Raw genomic sequence first — 15,446 nt, forward strand, 5'->3', positions numbered from 1 at the left:
GATGAGCCTCTTCAACAACACACCGGCCCCGGCGACCAGGACGCTGCGCGTGCTGGCCCACCTGCTGAGCTACCCCGACGCCGAGCTGCGCGCGCACCTGCCCGAACTGCAGGCCGCGCTGCACGACGAAGGCGCCTTGAGCGCTTCCCGGCTGGCGGAGCTGGACGCGCTGATCGAGCGCCTGCACAGGCGCCGGCCGCTGGACGTGGAGGCCGACCACGTCGAGCTCTTCGACCGCGGCCGCGGCACGGCGCTGCACCTGTTCGAGCACGTGCACGGCGACAGCCGCGACCGCGGCCCGGCCATGGTGGACCTGTGCCGGACCTACGAGGCCGCCGGCCTGTTCCTGGCGCCGGGCGAACTGCCCGACCACCTCACGGTGGTGCTGCAGTACGCCAGCACGCAGCCGCCGGCGCAGGCGCGCGCCTTCCTGGGCGAGATCGCGCACATCCTGCAGGTGATCTTCAGCGCCCTGCTGCGCCGCGAAGCCGCGCATGCCTGCGTGCTGGCGGCCCTGCTCGACCTCGCCGGCGAACGCGCGCAGGCCGTGCCCATTCCCCCCGAACCCGCGCTCGACGAGAGCTGGGAGGAGCCGCTGGCCTTCGGCGGCTGCTCCACCGACGGCCAGTCCCGACCCGGCCAGCCGCAGCCCGTCCGCATCGTGAAGAACGCCACCGGAGCCCGCGCATGAACGCCCTGCACAACTTCCTCTTCAACGTCTACCCGTACATCTGCCTGGCCGTGTTCTTCATGGGCAGCCTGGCCCGTTTCGACCGCGACCAGTACACGTGGAAGAGCGACAGCTCGCAGCTGCTGCGCGCCAGGCAGCTGCGCTGGGGCAGCAACCTGTTCCACGGCGGCATCCTGTTCCTGTTCTTCGGCCACCTGTTCGGCCAGCTGACACCGCACTGGCTGTACGAGCTCTTCGTCACCGCGTCGCAGAAGCAGCTGCTGGCCGTGGTCGCCGGCGGCGTCGCCGGCGGGCTGTGCTTCATCGGGTTGAGCCTGCTGCTGCACCGGCGCATCTTCGACCCGCGCATCCGGCTCACCAGCCACCGCACCGATCTCGCGATCCTGGTGATCCTGTGGGTGCAGCTGGTGATCGGCCTGTCGACGCTGCCGGCCTCGCTGCACCACGTGTCGGACCCGCAGACCATGCTGCGGCTGGCCGAGTACCTGCAGGGCATCGTGCTGCTGCAGCCCGATGCCGCGCTGGTGGCCGGCGTCGAGTGGCACTTCCAGGCGCACATGCTGCTGGGCATGACGATCTTCCTGCTGTTCCCGTTCAGCCGCCTGGTGCACGTGTGGAGCGGCTTCGCCACCGTGGCCTACTTCTTCCGTCCGTACCAGGTGGTGCGGGCGCGCCGCCTGAACCTGCCGCGCGGCCAGAACAACGGCCCGCACGGCGTGTCGTGAACCGGAGCTCCACCATGCCCGCCACCGCCCGCATCAACGGCGTCGCGCTCGCCGCTGCGCACGAGACCCTGGACACCGAGGCGCTGCGCCAGCGCGCCTGCACCGAACTGCTGCGCCAGGCCGCCATCGCCGACGGGCTGCTCGACGCGGCCGACCCGGCGCCGCGCGACGGGGCGCTCAGCCCCGCCGCCAGCGACGCCATCGAAGCCTGGCTCGACCGCCGCCTGCAGCTGCCCGAGCCCACCGAACACGACTGCCGCCGCTACCACGCGGCCCACGCCGCGCGCTACGCCGTGGGCGAACGCGCGCTGCTGCGCCACGTGCTGTTCGCCGTGACGCCGGGCGTGGACGTGAAGCAGCTGCGCAGCCGCGCCGAAGGCTGCCTGCTCGACCTGCGCTGCCAGACTCCGGACGGGCCGGACCGCTTCCCCGAGGTGGCGCGCAGCACCTCCAACTGCCCCAGCGGCGCCGAGGGCGGCGCGCTCGGCTGGCTCAGCGCCGCCGACTGCGCCCCCGAGTTCGCGCGCGAGGTCTTCGGCCAGCCCGAGGTGGGCGTGCTGCCGCGCCTGGTGCACAGCCGCTTCGGCCTGCACGTGGTGGAAGTGCTGGCGCGCGAGCCCGGCACGGTGCCGGCCTTCGAGGCCGTGCACGCGGCGGTGGCGCAGGCGCTGCGGCAGCAGAGCTTCGCCACCGCGCTGCGCCAGGCGCTGCAGCTGCTGGCCGGGCAGGCCGAGGTCGAGGGCGTGGACCTCGACGCGGCGGACACGCCGCTGCTGCAGTAGCCGGGCAGCCGTACAGCCGCACGACCGGGAGCCGCAGGCCATGCCCGACGAACTGCTGGACCGGCTGCGCCGCTTCCACGACGACGCGTTTCCGCAATACCAGTCGACCTTCCGCCTCCTGGTCGACGACGGCCAGCACCCGACGACGCTGTTCATCGGCTGCAGCGACTCGCGCCTGGTGCCCTACCTGCTGACGGGCACCGGCCCGGGCGAGCTCTTCCTGGTGCGCAACGTCGGCGCCTTCGTGCCGCCGCACGACGGCTCGCGCGGCTACCACGGCACTGCCGCGGCCATCGAGTTCGCGGTGCTGAATCTCCAGGTCACGCGCATCATCGTCTGCGGCCACAGCCACTGCGGCGGCGTGCGCGCGCTGTACGGCGGCGTGCACCCGGCGGCCACCAACCTGGCGCAGTGGCTGGAGCTGGGCGCCGAGGCCAGGCTGCCGGTGGCCGAGCCCGGCCCCGAGGTGCTGCGCCGCACCGAGCAGCGTGCGGTGGTGCTGCAGCTCGAGCGGCTGATGGCCTACCCGATGGTGCGCGAGCGCGTCGAGGCGCGCCAGCTCACGCTGCACGGCTGGCACTACGTGATCGAGGACGGCGAGGTGCACGTGTTCGACGTGCAGCAGGGCACCTTCATCGCCGCGTCGAGCGCGCAGCACGCCGGCACCGGGCCCTACGCCGACTACGACGAGCCGCAGGCGCCCGTGTGATGTGCACGCGCCGGACTTGCGGCAACGCAAGCTCCCGCGCGCGGCGCCTGCGCAGACTCTGTCGACCGTTTGGTGACCTGAAGGAGACACGCATGTACCAACGCATCCTGGTTCCCGTGGACGGCAACGAACTGTCCGACCGTGCCATCGACGCCAGCATCGAACTCGCGCAGCAGCTCGGTGCGGCCATCACCGGCTTCGTCGCCGAGCCGTTGCCGCCACTGCCGTCGGGCCCGCGTTCGCGCGGCGCGCTCGAGGACGATGCCCGCACGCACGAGGCCGAGACCCGTGCCCATGCCCGCGAGGTGCTCGACCGCTTCGGCGCCCGCGCCCATGCCGCCGGCGTGGCCTTCGACGGCTACTACGATCAGGCACCGCGGGTGGACCGCGCCATCATCGCAGCCGCCGAGGCACGCGGCTGCGACCTGATCGTGATGGTCACGCACGGCCGCGGCGCCTTCGGGGAATTCCTCTTCGGATCGCAGACCAAGGCCGTGCTGGCGGGCAGCAAGCTGCCGCTGCTGGTGCTGCACTGAACCGAAGGACAGACCCATGGACACCCCGGGCGAGGACTCGTCGCTGATCGACGTGCGCAGCATCCAGCCGCACCACCGGCACGCACTGATCCTCAGCCGCTTCGACGCGCTGCCCGTGGGTGCCGCGCTGGAACTGCTGAACGACCACGACCCGTCGCCGCTGTACAGCCACTTCGACAGCACCCGGCGCGACCAGTTCGACTGGGACCTGCTCGAAGCCGGGCCCGAGCGCTGGCACGTGCGCGTGACGCGCCGCGGCGCGCCCGGCGGCTGAGGCCGCCGGCCCCTCAGCCCAGCTGCACCGCCCGGCCGTCGCGGTCGAAGGCGAGGAAGCGGCCGATGTCGCCCACGCGCACGCTTTCCACCATGCGCTGCAGGGCTGCGTCGACGGCCGCGGCCGCCGGCGGCTGGCCGCCCTGCCCGCCCAGCGCGGCGGCGAACACCAGCACCCACGGCGGCCCGAAGGCCTGCGCCTCGGCCACCAGTGCGCCAAAGTCGGCCAGTTCGGACGGCGCCTTGTCCACGCACATCAGCGGCGCCAGCTCTCCGGCTTCGCCGGCCTCGAAGGCCGCGCGCTGCGCGGGCGTGGCGTCGTCGGGCAGGCTGGCCCCGGCGAACACCAGCAGCAGCCGCTGCGGCTCGGTCTGTGCCGCGGCGGCATGCAGCAGGTCCTGGAAGCTCTGGAGGGACATGGCAGGTCTCGGCGTCGCGGGTGGATCCGCAGCCGCATTGGAACCCATGCGGCGCCGCCGCGGCGTGCGGCAGGTCAGTCGGGCTTGATCTTCGCGCGCGCGATCACCGGCTTCCAGCGCTGCTGCTCGAGTTCGATGAAGCGCGCGAACTCGGCGCTGGTGCTGCCCACCGCCTCGGCGGCCTCGCTTTCCAGCAGCTTCACGGCCGCCGGCTCCTTCACCGCGCGCGCCGTCACCTGCGCCAGCTTGTCGGCATGCGCCTGCGGCAGCGTCGCCGGGGCCAGCAGGCCGTACCACTGCGTCATCTCGAAGCCGGGGAAGCCCTGCTCGGCCACGGTGGGCACGTCGGGCAGCTGCGCCAGGCGCTGGCTGGTGCCGGTGGCGATGCAGCGCAGCTTGCCGGTCTTGATGAACTGCAGCACCGCGGGCGCGCCGACGGCAGCGCCGTCGAGACGGCCGCCCATCAGGTCGGTGAGCTGCGGGCCCGTGCCGCGGTAGGGCACGTGCAGCACGAAGAGGTTCGCCGCCATCTTCAGGTACTCGAAGGCCAGGTGGCCGGCGCTGCCGTTGCCGGCCGAGCCGTAGTTCAGCTGCCCGGGCTTGGACCGCGCCAGCGCGATGAACTCCTTCAGGTTCTTCACCGGCAGGTCGGGCCGCACCACGTACAGGCTGGGCACCTTGGACAGCAGCGAGATCGGCCGGAAGGTCTTCACCGGGTCGTAGGGCAGCTTGTCGAAGATGTAGGGGTTCACCGCCAGCGTGCCGATGTGGCCCAGGATCAGCGTGTGCTGGTCCTCGGCACGCGCCACCTCGCCCATCGCGACGTTGCCGGCGGCGCCGGGCTTGTTGTCGACGAACACGCTCTGGCCCAGCAGCCGTGCCATCTCGGCCGCGGTGGCGCGGGCGACGATCTCCGAGCTGCCACCGGGCGCGAAAGGCACCACGAAGCGCAACGCCTTGCTGGGCCAGGCGGTCTGCGCCTGGGCCTGGGCTTGGGCCTGCGCGAGCACGCGGCCGGGCAGCAGCGTGGCGGCGGCGAGGCCGGCGCCGGCGGCCACCAGGCGGCGGCGCGAGAAGGGGGTCGTGTCCATCGTGGTCTCCGTGCCCGGTGCGGGCGTTCTTGTGGGGCGGGCGCCGATGCTGCCGCAGCGCTCCTTTCATCCGCCTTTCATCGCGGCGAGCGGCGGGCCGGGTTGACCCGCATCCGGCCGCGGCCGCGGCGGAGCCGACAATCCGGGCACCGTGCGCATCCTCCTGGTCGAAGACGAACGCCCCCTGGCCGAGTGGCTGTGCAAGGCGCTGGCGCAGACCGGCTTCCAGGTCGACTGGATCGCCGATGGCAGCCTGGCCCTGCGCGCGCTGCAGGCGCACGACCACGACGCGCTGGTGCTCGACCTGGGCCTGCCCGGGCGCTCGGGCCACGAGGTGCTGCAGCAGCTGCGCGCCGCCGACCGGCGGCTGCCGGTGCTGGTGCTGACCGCCCGCGACTCGCTGGCCGAGCGCGTGCACACGCTCAACGAAGGCGCCGACGACTTCCTCGCCAAGCCCTTCGCGCTGCCCGAGCTGGAGGCGCGGCTGACCGCGCTGCTGCGCCGCGCCCGCGGCGTCGAGCACCCGCGTTTCTCCTGCGGGCCGCTGGGCTTCGACGGCGTCACGCGCCAGTTCACGCTGCACGGCGAGCCGCTGCCGCTGCCGCGCCGCGAGCACGCGCTGCTGCGCACGCTGCTGCAGCGCAGCGGCGAGCCCGTGTCGCGGCAGCAGATCATCGACCGCGTGTTCTCCGACGAGGACGACGTGCTGCCCGCGGCGGTGGACGTGCTGGTGCACCGGCTGCGCAAGCGGCTCGAGAACGCCGGCGTGCGCATCGCGACCTACCGGGGGCTGGGCTATGTGCTCGAAGCCGGCAGCGCGCCTTAGCCTGCGCGGCAAGGTCCTGGCGGTGCTGCTGCCGGGCCTGGTGCTGATCGTCGGCGCCGAACTCTGGCTGACGCGGCTGGACGCGCTGGACGCCGCCAACGCCGCGTTCGACCGCTCGCTGCTGGGCGCGATCAAGTCGGTGGAGGCCAACACGTCCACGGCCTCGGGCGGGCTGTCGGTGGAGCTGCCCTACCGCCTGTTCGAGTTCTTCCAGCTCACCGCGCGCGGCACCGTGCACTTCCGGGTTGCCAGCGCCGACGGGCTGGTGGAGATCGGCAGCCCCGACCTGCCGCAGCCCGACGAGACGCCGGCGCCCGGCGTGCCGGTGTTCCACGACGCCGTCTACCTGGGCGAGCCGGTGCGCGTGGGCACCTTCGTCAGCACGCCGGGGGCGGGCGCGGCGGCGGCGGTCGGCGGCGCGGCGCCGCAGCAGCTGGTGATCCAGGTCGCCGAGAGCGTGGCCTCGCGCCGCGCCTTCACGCGCAGCTTCGTGCTGCGCGCCGCCGCGCGCGACGCGCTGGTGCTGTCGCTGATCGGCGTCTCGATCGCGGTGCTGCTGACGCTGCTGCTGCGCCCGGTGTCGCGGCTGGCGGCGCAGGTGACCTCGCGCCAGCCCTCGGACCTGCGGCCGCTGGAAGAACGCGACTTGCCACGCGACATCCAGCCGCTGGTGGACGCGGTGAACCAGCAGCTGGCGCGCACGCAGCAGCTGATGGAACGCCAGCGGCAGTTCCTCGACGACGCCTCGCACCAGCTGCGCACGCCGCTGGCGACGCTGCACGCGCAGGTGGGCTACGCGCTGCGCGCGACCCGGCCCGACGAGGTGGCGGCGACGCTGGCGTCGATCGCGCAGCAGCTGGAGCACGCCACGCGCAGCACCAACCAGCTGCTGGTGCTGGCACGCGCCGACGCCACCGCGCCCAGCCCCGAACGCTTCGACCTGGTCGCGCTGGTGCACGAGGTCGGCACGCGGCTGCTGCCGCTGGCCGCGGCGCGGCGGCTGGACTTCGGCATCGCCGTGCCCGACACGCCCTGCCCCTGCGACGGCGAGCGCCAGCTGCTGGCCGAGGCGCTGAGCAACCTGGCGCACAACGCCATCGCCTACAGCACGCACGGCGGCCACGTCACGCTGCAGGCCGCCTGCGACGCCGACGGCTGCAGCCTGCAGGTGCTGAACGAGGGCGCGCCGGTGCCGCCGCAGGTGCTGCAGCACCTGGGCGAGCGCTTCGTGCGCGGGGACGCGCCGGGGAGCGTGCAGCCGTCCGGCTCCGGCCTCGGGCTGGCGATCGCGCGCACGATCGTCGAGCGCCACGGCGGCTGGCTGCGGCTGGAACGGCTGGAGCGACCCGGCGCCGCCGCGTGCAACCGCGCCTGGCTGTGGTGGCCGCGCACCGGGGCGGCGGCATGAGGCGGCGGCACGCGCTCGCCACCGTGCTGGCGGCGACAGCGGCCCGACCGGCCGCCGCGGCGCCGACGGCGGCACCGGCCGAGTGCGTGGTGCCGGCCAAGGCCGGTGGCGGCTTCGACCTCAGCTGCCGGCTGGCGCAGCAGATGCTGGCCGGCGAGCGCAGCGTGACGCTGCGCTACCTGCCGGGCGGCATCGGCGCGCTGGCCTACACCACCGTGGTCGGCCGCCAGAGCGGCGACGCGGCACAGATCGTCGCGTTCTCCAGCGGCTCGCTGCTGAACCTGGCGCAGGGCAGGTTCGGTCCGCACACCGAAGCCGACGTGCGCTGGCTGGCCGTGGTGGGCACCGACTACGGCGTCATCGCGGTGCGCAAGGACGCGCCCTGGCGCACGCTGCGCGACCTGGCGCGCGCGCTGCACGCCGACCCGCGTGCGGTGGCCTTCGGTGCCGGCGGCACCATCGGCAGCCAGGACTGGTTCAAGGCCGCGCTGCTGGCACGCGCCGCCGGCGTGGGCCACAAGCGCATGCGCTTCGTCGCGTTCGAAGGCGGCGGCGAGGCGCTGGCGGCGCTGGAAGGCGGCCACGTGCAGGTGGTCACCGGCGACGCAGCCGAGGTGCAGCAGCAGCTGGCGCGGCACGACGGCGTGCGCCTGCTGGCGGTGCTGTCGGAGCAGCGGCTGCCGGGCCTGTTCGCGCAGGTGCCGACCGCGCGCGAGCAGGGCTTCGACATCGTCTGGCCGACGGCCCGCGGCTTCTACCTCGGCCCGCAGGTGCCGGAGGCAGCGGCGCGCGCCTGGACCGAGAGCTTCCGGCGGGCGATGGCGGCCCCCGGGTACGCGGCGATGCGCGCTGCACACGGCCTGCACGCGCAGACGCTGACCGGCCCGGAGCTGCAGCAGTTCATCGCCGCGCGCATGCAGGTCTACCGCGCGCTGGCGGCCGAACTCGGCGTGCCCCGGCGCTGAAGGCGCGCCGGCGCCGCCCGTGCCGACTCAGCGGGCCGGGCGCTCGGGCAGCAGGGCCTTGGCGGCTTCGATGCGCAGCGCCAGCGGCGCACTGGGGTCGTGCATTACCGACAGCAGGAAGCGGCGTGCCTCGGCGTGGGCGCCTTGGGCGGCATCGCTGCCGCGCACGTCGGCCACGGCCGCGGCGGTCTGGGGCAGGTCGGGCAGGTCGGGCAGCCTGGGCGGGGCCACGGGCGCGGCCGGTGCAGACGGCTGCAGGTGCGCCAGCACGGCGTCGAACAGGGCCGGCGGGATGCTCTGCAGCCGCATCAGCAACGATGCCTGGCCGTCGTCGCCGGGCGGGGTGTCGAGCCACGGCGTCTCGGCGAACAGCGGCGCCAGGTCCTGCGCGACGAAGGCCGACCAGCAGCCGGTGTCGGCCTGCGGCGCCGGCACCGGCGGCGCCAGGCGCAGCGCGGCGGCGGCCGTCGCGGCGTCCACCGCCGGCAGCAGGCCCACGCGTGCCGCCGGCAGGTCGTGCAGGTAGCGCCGGCGCAGGCCCTCCAGAAAGGCCTGCGCCGGCGCCACGTCCACCGGCTCGGCCAGCGAAAACCACAGCTGCAGCCCGTCGCGCCCGTTCACCGCGATCGCCGGCGCCGGCAGGCCCAGGTCGCCCTGCACGCCGGCCCACACCGCGGCCAGCGGCGGCCAGTCGGCCGGGCGCGCCACCTCCAGCACCAGCGCGCGCACGCGGCCCCGGGCATCGACGAGATCGCCGCTGCGCGGCGGCGTGTCGGCCGGACCGTGCGCGGGCAGGTACAGGCGTCGGAATTCGGTGGCGAGGCGACCCATGGCGGCGCTTTCGGTGGCGGTTCGGGCGGTGGCGGGCCGGGCACGCTGCCGGCTGCGGCGGACTGTACCGAAGCCCGCGGTGCGGTCTTGCCGACAGTGCATCATCGCCCCCATGGCGCTGGCCGAGTTCTACCTGCCGCTGAAGACGGCCCACGTCGGCCTGGTCACGGCCAGCGGACTGCTCTTCGCGCTGCGCGGCGCTGCCGTGCTGGCGGGGCAGCGCTGGCCGCTGCGGCGCACCTGGCGCGTGCTCAGCGCCGGCATCGACACCCTGCTGCTCGCGGCCGGCGTGTCGCTGTGGCTGGCGCTGTCGCTGCACCCGCTGCAGCACCCCTGGCTGGGCACCAAGCTGCTGCTGGTGCTGCTGTACATCGGCCTGGGCACGCTGGCGCTGCGGCGGGCCCGCACGCAGGCGCAGCGCGTGGCCTGCTATGCGGCGGCGCTGGCCGTCTACCTGTTCATCGCCACGGTGGCGCTGCGCCACCACCCGCTGGGAGTCTGGGCATGAGTTCACCACTGCTGCACGCCGGCCCCGCCGTCGGCTGGGACACGCCGTTCGAGATGCTGCTGGCCTGCCACGAGCGCGTGGAACGCATGCTCGGCCTGCTGGAGCGGCTGGCGGCGCACCTGGCCGCCCACGGCATCGACGCCAACGCCCGGCAGGCCGCGCAGGACGTGCTGCGCTACTTCGACCTCGCCGGGCCGGCCCACCACGAAGACGAGGAACGCCACCTCTTCCCGCGCCTGGCCGAGCGCGGCGGCGCGGCGGCGGCGCTGGCGCAGCGCCTGCATGCCGACCACCTGGCGATGTCGCAGCAGTGGGCCGTGGTGCGCACCACGCTGCAGGCGGTGGCCCACGGCGCGCCGCCCCACGTGCTGCCCGACACTGCCGCCTGGCCCGCCTTCGCGGCGCTGTACCGCAGCCACATCGCCGCCGAGGAAGGCGAGGCCTACCCCGCCGCGCGGGCCCTGGTGGACGACGCCGGGCTGCGCGCGATGGGCGCCGAGATGGCCGCGCGCCGCGGCGCCCGCTAGAGTGCTGTCCATGCACAAGCCCCGCAGCCTGTCGGCCAAGCTCGGTGCCATCGGCGGCACGCTGCTGCTGATGGCGCTGGCCTCGATCGGCCTCACGCTGTGGGTGACCTGGCAGCTCGAGGGCGGCGCCGCGGCCGTCAACGAAGCCGGGCGCATGCGCATGCAGACCTGGCGCCTGGCGCAGGCGCTGGGCAGCGGCGACGGCGCCCGCATCGACACGCTGGCCCGGGACTTCGACGACAGCCTGGCGCTGCTGCGCAGCGGCGACCCGTCGCGGCCGCTGTTCGTGCCGCAGGACGGCAGCTCGCAGGCCGCCTTCGACACCGTGCGGCACGAATGGCAGGTGCTGCGCGACGCGTGGGTGCCGGCACCGCCGGCCGCACCCGCGCCCGCCGCGCAGCAGGCGGCGCTGCGGGCCGAGGCCTTCGTCGGCCACATCGACCGCTTCGTCTCGGCCATCGAGCGCCAGCTGGCGCGGCTGACCGCGATCCTCAACGCGTTCCAGTTCCTGCTGGTGGCGCTGACCATCGCCGGCGCGGTGGCGCTGCTGTACTCGGCCTACCTCTTCGTCTTCAATCCGCTGGCGCGGCTGCAGGCCGGGCTGCTGCGCGTGCGCGAAGGCGACCTGTCGGCGCGCGTCGACGTGGCCTCCGACGACGAGTTCGGTGCGCTCTCGCAGGGCTTCAACCGCATGGCCGAGACGCTGCAGGGCCTGTACCAGACGCTGGAAGCCAAGGTGCAGGAAAAGACGCTCGGCCTGGAGCAGCAGCACGCCCGGCTGGCGGCGCTGTACGAGGCTGCGGCCTTCGTCACGCGCGCCACCACGCTGGACGCGCTGGCGCAGGGGTTCGCGCAGCAGGTGCGGCGCGTGGCGCGGGCCGACGCCAGCGCGGTGCGCTGGTCCGACGAGAGCAACGCGCGCTACCTGATGCTGGCCGCCGACGGCCTGCCGCAGGACCTGGTGGACGAGGAGCACTGCGTGCCCACCGGCGACTGTTTCTGCGGCCAGCCGCAGGGCCTGGCCGAGACCCGCGTGATCCCGATCCGCGTGGAAGGCACCGAAGGCCTGCTGGGCCACTGCGAGCGGGCCGGCTTCCACACCGTCATCAGCGTGCCGGTGCGGCTGCAGGAGCGCATGGTCGGCGAGCTGAACCTGTTCTTCCGCAGCCCGGCCACGCTGTCCGACGACGACCGCGCGCTGCTCGACACGCTGGCCAGCCACCTGGCCGGCGCCATCGAGGGCCTGCGCGCCGGCGCGCTGATGCGCGAGACCGCGGTGGCCGAGGAACGCGGCCTGCTGGCGCGCGAGCTGCACGATTCCATCGCGCAGAGCCTGGCCTTCCTGAAGATCCAGGTCGGGCTGCTGCGGGGCGCGCTGAAGCGGCAGGACGCGGCGCAGGTCGAGCGCACGCTGGCCGAGCTGGATGCCGGCGTGCACGAGAGCCTGTCGGACGTGCGCGAGCTGCTGCTGCACTTCCGCACCCGCACCAACGCCGAAGACATCACGCCGGCGCTGCAGACCACGCTGCGCAAGTTCGAGCACCAGACCGGCCTGGCCACGCACCTGGCGGTGGAAGGCAGCGGCATGCCGCTGGCGCCCGACGTGCAGGTGCAGGTGCTGCACGTGGTGCAGGAGGCGCTGTCGAACGTGCGCAAGCACGCCGGCGCGCGCGAGGTCTGGGTGGAAGTGCAGCAGGCACCGCACTGGCGCGTGGAAGTGCGCGACGACGGCCGCGGCTTCGACCACGCCGCCACCGGCGGGCCCGACGAAACGCATGTGGGTCTGCGCATCATGCGCGAGCGGGCGCAGCGCATCGGCGCCAGCGTCGAGATCGACTCGGTGCCCGGCGCCGGCACCTGCGTCGTGCTGACGCTGCCGCCGCGCGTGGCCACGCAGGCGCTGGCGGCATGACCGTGCCCATCCGTGTGTTGGTGGTCGACGACCACACGCTCTTCCGCCGCGGCATCACCGCGCTGCTGGCCGGCGACCCGCGCTTCGAGGTCGTCGCCGAAGCAGGTGATGCCGGCGAGGCGCAGCGCCGCGCGGCCGAGACGCAGCCCGACGTGGTGCTGCTCGACAACCACCTGCCCGGCGTGCACGGCGTGCAGGCGCTGGCCGGGCTGCGCGAGGTGGCGCCGCGCGCGCAGGTGCTGATGCTGACGGTGAGCGAGGACGAGCGCGACCTGGCGGCAGCGCTGCGCGGCGGTGCGCGCGGCTACCTGCTGAAGACGGTGGACAGCGACGCGCTGGCCAGCGCCATCGTGCGCACGGTGGCCGGGCAGTCCACCATCAGCCCCGAGATGACGGGCAAGCTGGTGACGGCCTTCCAGTCGCTGCAGCCCGAGCCGGCGGCGCCCGCGGCCCCCGCGCCCGCGCCGGCCGACCCGCTGGCCAGCCTGTCGCCGCGCGAGCAGCAGATCCTGGCCGAGATCGCGCTCGGCGCCAGCAACAAGGAGATCGCGCGCACGCTGGCGATCGCCGAGACCACGGTGAAGATCCACGTGCAGCACATCCTGCGCAAGCTGGGCCTCAGCTCGCGCGTGCAGGCGGCGGTGTACGCCACGCGCGGCAACGGCCACGGCGACTGATCAGCCGGCCGCGGCGCCCACGACGCGCAGCTGCACGGCGCCCAGCGCCACCACGTCGCCCGCGCGCAGCTTGCGGCCGCGGCGGGTCTCCACCGCGCCGTTGACCTGCAGCGCGCCGTCGGCGATCAGCAGCTTGGCGGCGCCGCCGCTGTGGGCCAGGCCGGCGGCCTTCAGCAGGGCATCGAGCGTGATGTAGTCGCCGCGCAGCGGGAAATCGGTGGTGGGCATGGCCGCCATTGGACACCAGGGCACGCTACGCTGTGGTGCATGACCTCCGTCTCCGGCATCGCGTTGTCAGGCATGCAGTCTGCGCAGGCCGCACTGGGCGTGGCCGGGCACAACATCGCCAACGCCGCCACAAGCGGTTTCCAGCGCCAGCAGGCCGTGGCCGCCACGGTGCCCGACAGCGGCGTGGCCACCAGCGTGCGCACGCTGCCGCCATCGGGTGAGGGGCTGGACAGCCTGGCCACCGACCTGGTGGGCCAGCTGCAGGCGAAGAACGCCTTCCTCGCGAATCTGGCCGTGTTCCGCACCGGCGACGCGATGGCCGGCGCGCTGCTGCGCGCGGTGGCCTGAAGCGCGGATGCCGGCGCTCAGCGCCAGCCCACGATCGAGATCCCCAGCCCCAGCTTGTTCTGGCGCAGGTTGTAGTCGATCAGGCTCTCGCCGTAGCCGCTGAACCACTGCAGGTGGGCGCGCAGCGCGCCGTCGATCGGGAACTCCCACTCCAGCTGCGCCGAGCCGCGCGAGCGGTCGCCGCCGCGCAGCGAATGGCGCAGCTGCAGCGCGCCGATGTGCGTGCGCTCGCCGATGCGCCAGCGCCGCGTCAGCTGCAGCTCGGCACGGCCGACGTGGTCCTCGATGTCGGGGTTGTCGTCGTCGCCGGGTTCCTCGTGCAGGCGCAGCCAGGGGCGGAACTCGGCCGTCCAGTCGCCGCTCTCGGCCTGCAGCGACGCGATGACGCGGTTCCAGCTGCGCGACAGCGGCAGCGAGCGGCCGTTGGACTGGTGGTTCAGCGACACCATCAGGTGGCGGAAGTGCCAGTCGCCCAGCCGCTGCTGCAGCGGCCAGCCCAGCATCAGCTCGGGCTCGTAGTTGGTCTCGCGGAACGGGCGCGAGGCCGAGCCGGCGTAGACCTGCCAGCGCGACGACTGCGTGTAGCCCGCCCAGAGCGAGCCGCGTTCGCCGAACAGGCGCTCGGCCAGCTTGGCCTTGAAGCTGACCTGGTACTTGACCTCGGTGGCGCGCAGGTCCAGCGGCTCCAGCACGCGGTTCTCGGGCGTGGGCGAGGTGGGGGTGGTGTTGACGCGGTCGGTCCACGTCACCGGCAGCAGGTACACGGGCTTGTAGGCGCGCGGCTCGAACAGCGCGCCGCGGCGGCGGCCGTCGAGGTCCCAGCGGTCGTCGAACATCGAGTCCGACAGCGGCGTGTCCACCGCGGTCGGCGCGGCGGTCTCGGCAGCGGCCGGGGCCGATGCCGGCGCCGCCGCCGGTGCCACCCGCTGGTGCACGCGGTCGTAGCACGCCAGCCGCGCTGCGGGGTCGTCGAGCCGCACGCAGGCGGCGGCGTCGGGCTGGGCCCGGACCTGCACGCCGGCCGCAGCCAGCAAGGCCGCAGCCGCGGCGCGGCGGGCGGGGATCGACAAGGTCATGCAGGCTCCGTCGGCAGGCAACGGCGCGCAGACTACCTCAGGCGCGCCGCATCTCCATCCACAGCAGCCACAGCCCGCTGACCACCACCACCAGCGCGCCGGCCACGACGAAGGCATCGGGCACCTGGGCGAAGACCAGCCAGCCCCACAGCGTCATGTACAGGATCTGCTGGTAGAGAAACGGCCCCAGCACCGCGGCCGAGGCATGGCGGTGCGCCTGCGCGACGAACAGGTGGCCGACGCCGCCCATCAGCCCGCACAGGCCGATCACCCCCCACTGCAGCAGCGTCTCGGGCGTCTGCCACACCGACAGCGCCGCCGGCGCCAGCCACAGCGTGGCGCAGATGGCCGACACCAGCTGCAGGGCCTCGGGTGACTCGGTGGCCGCCATGCGGCGCGTGAGCAGGTTGAAGGCCGCGTACAGCAGCGCGTTCATCACCGACAGCAGGATCGCCGGGTGGAAGGCCTGCGAACCCGGCCGGATGACGAGCAGCACGCCGATGAAGCCGGTGACGATGGCGATCCAGCGCCGCGCGTCGAGCCGCTCGCGCAGCCACCACGCCGACAGCAGCGCGATCAGCAGCGGCACGCTGAACTGGATGGCGCCGGTCTCGGCCAGCTGCAGGAACTGCAGCGCCCAGAAGTTCAGCGCCGTCATCGCCGCCAGCATGCTGCCGCGCAGCAGGTGCAGCTTCGGGCTCTTCATCTGCAGCAGCGACCAGCCGTGGCGCGGCGCCAGCAGCACGCCCATCAGCACCACGTGCACGGCGAAGCGCAGCCACACCACCTCGAACACCGGCAGGTCCTGCACCAGCCACTTGGCACAGGCGTCCAGCAGCGCAAAGCACAGCGTGGCGAGCGTCACCAGGCCGATGCCGATGCGCCGGGCACGCGCATCGTCGGCCTTCAACATG

General features: G+C 73.9%; 20 protein-coding genes. 14 read left to right on the top strand and 6 right to left on the bottom strand.

Annotated features, from left to right (window positions below; all coding sequences use genetic code 11):
- Nucleotide 1: 1 nt before the first annotated feature.
- The 6 genes from narJ (at nucleotide 2) to ACPOLB_RS13685 (ending at nucleotide 3,717) form a co-directional block, all read left to right on the top strand.
- Nucleotides 2-691 (top strand): nitrate reductase molybdenum cofactor assembly chaperone, encoded by a 690-nt coding sequence (gene narJ / locus ACPOLB_RS13660; protein WP_425256546.1) that lies wholly within the window; start codon nucleotides 2-4, stop codon nucleotides 689-691.
- Nucleotides 688-1,416, top strand: a complete 729-nt coding sequence (gene narI / locus ACPOLB_RS13665; RefSeq protein ID WP_425256547.1) for a respiratory nitrate reductase subunit gamma — start codon at nucleotides 688-690, stop codon at nucleotides 1,414-1,416. The genes narJ and narI overlap by 4 nt, the downstream gene beginning before the upstream one ends.
- A gap of 14 nt (nucleotides 1,417-1,430) precedes the next feature.
- Nucleotides 1,431-2,198 (top strand): peptidylprolyl isomerase, encoded by a 768-nt coding sequence (locus ACPOLB_RS13670; RefSeq protein WP_425256548.1) that lies wholly within the window; start codon nucleotides 1,431-1,433, stop codon nucleotides 2,196-2,198.
- Nucleotides 2,199-2,238: 40 nt separating this feature from the next.
- Complete coding sequence (locus tag ACPOLB_RS13675; protein WP_425256549.1) at nucleotides 2,239-2,907, top strand: carbonic anhydrase; 669 nt, start codon at nucleotides 2,239-2,241, stop codon at nucleotides 2,905-2,907.
- A 92-nt stretch (nucleotides 2,908-2,999) separates the two neighbouring features.
- Entirely contained in the window at nucleotides 3,000-3,443 is a 444-nt protein-coding gene (locus tag ACPOLB_RS13680) for a universal stress protein (RefSeq protein ID WP_425256550.1), read from the top strand.
- A gap of 16 nt (nucleotides 3,444-3,459) precedes the next feature.
- The gene (locus ACPOLB_RS13685; RefSeq protein WP_425256551.1) at nucleotides 3,460-3,717 is read left to right on the top strand and encodes a DUF2249 domain-containing protein; all 258 of its coding nucleotides are present in this window, start codon (nucleotides 3,460-3,462) and stop codon (nucleotides 3,715-3,717) included.
- A gap of 13 nt (nucleotides 3,718-3,730) precedes the next feature.
- Here ACPOLB_RS13685 and ACPOLB_RS13690 read toward each other — a convergent pair whose 3' ends face one another.
- Nucleotides 3,731-4,135 carry a ribonucleotide reductase subunit alpha gene (locus tag ACPOLB_RS13690; RefSeq protein WP_425256552.1) on the bottom strand — a complete coding sequence of 135 codons (405 nt, stop codon included), beginning with the start codon at nucleotides 4,133-4,135 and terminating at the stop codon, nucleotides 3,731-3,733.
- Between the two features lie 74 nt (nucleotides 4,136-4,209).
- A complete protein-coding gene (locus tag ACPOLB_RS13695) occupies nucleotides 4,210-5,226 on the bottom strand; it encodes a Bug family tripartite tricarboxylate transporter substrate binding protein (protein WP_425256553.1) in 1,017 nt (338 codons plus the stop codon).
- Nucleotides 5,227-5,377: 151 nt separating this feature from the next.
- On the opposite strand from ACPOLB_RS13695, the gene ACPOLB_RS13700 reads away from it, so the two are divergent.
- The 3 genes from ACPOLB_RS13700 to ACPOLB_RS13710 are packed head-to-tail and all read left to right on the top strand — an operon-like array spanning nucleotide 5,378 to nucleotide 8,425.
- A complete protein-coding gene (locus ACPOLB_RS13700; RefSeq protein ID WP_425256554.1) occupies nucleotides 5,378-6,052 on the top strand; it encodes a response regulator in 675 nt (224 codons plus the stop codon).
- A complete protein-coding gene (locus tag ACPOLB_RS13705; protein WP_425256555.1) occupies nucleotides 6,024-7,460 on the top strand; it encodes a sensor histidine kinase in 1,437 nt (478 codons plus the stop codon). Before ACPOLB_RS13700 ends, ACPOLB_RS13705 begins: the two co-directional genes overlap by 29 nt.
- Nucleotides 7,457-8,425, top strand: a complete 969-nt coding sequence (locus ACPOLB_RS13710; RefSeq protein ID WP_425256556.1) for a tripartite tricarboxylate transporter substrate binding protein — start codon at nucleotides 7,457-7,459, stop codon at nucleotides 8,423-8,425. The genes ACPOLB_RS13705 and ACPOLB_RS13710 overlap by 4 nt, the downstream gene beginning before the upstream one ends.
- A gap of 27 nt (nucleotides 8,426-8,452) precedes the next feature.
- Here the strand turns inward: ACPOLB_RS13710 and ACPOLB_RS13715 are convergent, their stop codons facing one another.
- A complete protein-coding gene (locus tag ACPOLB_RS13715) occupies nucleotides 8,453-9,256 on the bottom strand; it encodes a hypothetical protein (protein WP_425256557.1) in 804 nt (267 codons plus the stop codon).
- 112 nt (nucleotides 9,257-9,368) lie between these two features.
- Between ACPOLB_RS13715 and ACPOLB_RS13720 the strand changes: the two genes are divergently transcribed.
- Genes ACPOLB_RS13720 through ACPOLB_RS13735 form a run of 4 tightly spaced genes read left to right on the top strand, consistent with a single transcriptional unit; the run spans nucleotide 9,369 to nucleotide 12,880 of the window.
- Nucleotides 9,369-9,764: a SirB2 family protein gene (locus ACPOLB_RS13720; protein ID WP_425256558.1), complete on the top strand. Its 396-nt coding sequence runs from the start codon at nucleotides 9,369-9,371 to the stop codon at nucleotides 9,762-9,764.
- On the top strand, nucleotides 9,761-10,291 hold the full coding sequence (locus ACPOLB_RS13725; protein WP_425256559.1) for a hemerythrin domain-containing protein: 531 nt from the start codon (nucleotides 9,761-9,763) through the stop codon (nucleotides 10,289-10,291). Before ACPOLB_RS13720 ends, ACPOLB_RS13725 begins: the two co-directional genes overlap by 4 nt.
- A gap of 10 nt (nucleotides 10,292-10,301) precedes the next feature.
- On the top strand, nucleotides 10,302-12,203 hold the full coding sequence (locus ACPOLB_RS13730) for a type IV pili methyl-accepting chemotaxis transducer N-terminal domain-containing protein (protein ID WP_425256560.1): 1,902 nt from the start codon (nucleotides 10,302-10,304) through the stop codon (nucleotides 12,201-12,203).
- A complete protein-coding gene (locus ACPOLB_RS13735) occupies nucleotides 12,200-12,880 on the top strand; it encodes a response regulator (protein WP_425256561.1) in 681 nt (226 codons plus the stop codon). The genes ACPOLB_RS13730 and ACPOLB_RS13735 overlap by 4 nt, the downstream gene beginning before the upstream one ends.
- Here the strand turns inward: ACPOLB_RS13735 and ACPOLB_RS13740 are convergent, their stop codons facing one another.
- Nucleotides 12,881-13,108 (bottom strand): RNA-binding S4 domain-containing protein, encoded by a 228-nt coding sequence (locus tag ACPOLB_RS13740; RefSeq protein WP_425256562.1) that lies wholly within the window; start codon nucleotides 13,106-13,108, stop codon nucleotides 12,881-12,883.
- Between the two features lie 39 nt (nucleotides 13,109-13,147).
- On the opposite strand from ACPOLB_RS13740, the gene ACPOLB_RS13745 reads away from it, so the two are divergent.
- Complete coding sequence (locus tag ACPOLB_RS13745) at nucleotides 13,148-13,456, top strand: flagellar basal body protein (RefSeq protein WP_425256563.1); 309 nt, start codon at nucleotides 13,148-13,150, stop codon at nucleotides 13,454-13,456.
- Between the two features lie 17 nt (nucleotides 13,457-13,473).
- On the opposite strand, the gene ACPOLB_RS13750 is transcribed toward ACPOLB_RS13745, so the two are convergent.
- Together ACPOLB_RS13750 and ACPOLB_RS13755 are read right to left on the bottom strand one after the other, a co-directional pair.
- Complete coding sequence (locus ACPOLB_RS13750; RefSeq protein WP_425256564.1) at nucleotides 13,474-14,532, bottom strand: phospholipase A; 1,059 nt, start codon at nucleotides 14,530-14,532, stop codon at nucleotides 13,474-13,476.
- A gap of 37 nt (nucleotides 14,533-14,569) precedes the next feature.
- Nucleotides 14,570-15,445 (bottom strand): DMT family transporter, encoded by an 876-nt coding sequence (locus ACPOLB_RS13755; protein ID WP_425256565.1) that lies wholly within the window; start codon nucleotides 15,443-15,445, stop codon nucleotides 14,570-14,572.
- Nucleotide 15,446 lies beyond the last annotated feature (1 nt).

It is taken from the genome of Rubrivivax soli (assembly GCF_049810355.1).
Lineage (GTDB): Bacteria > Pseudomonadota > Gammaproteobacteria > Burkholderiales > Burkholderiaceae_C > Rubrivivax.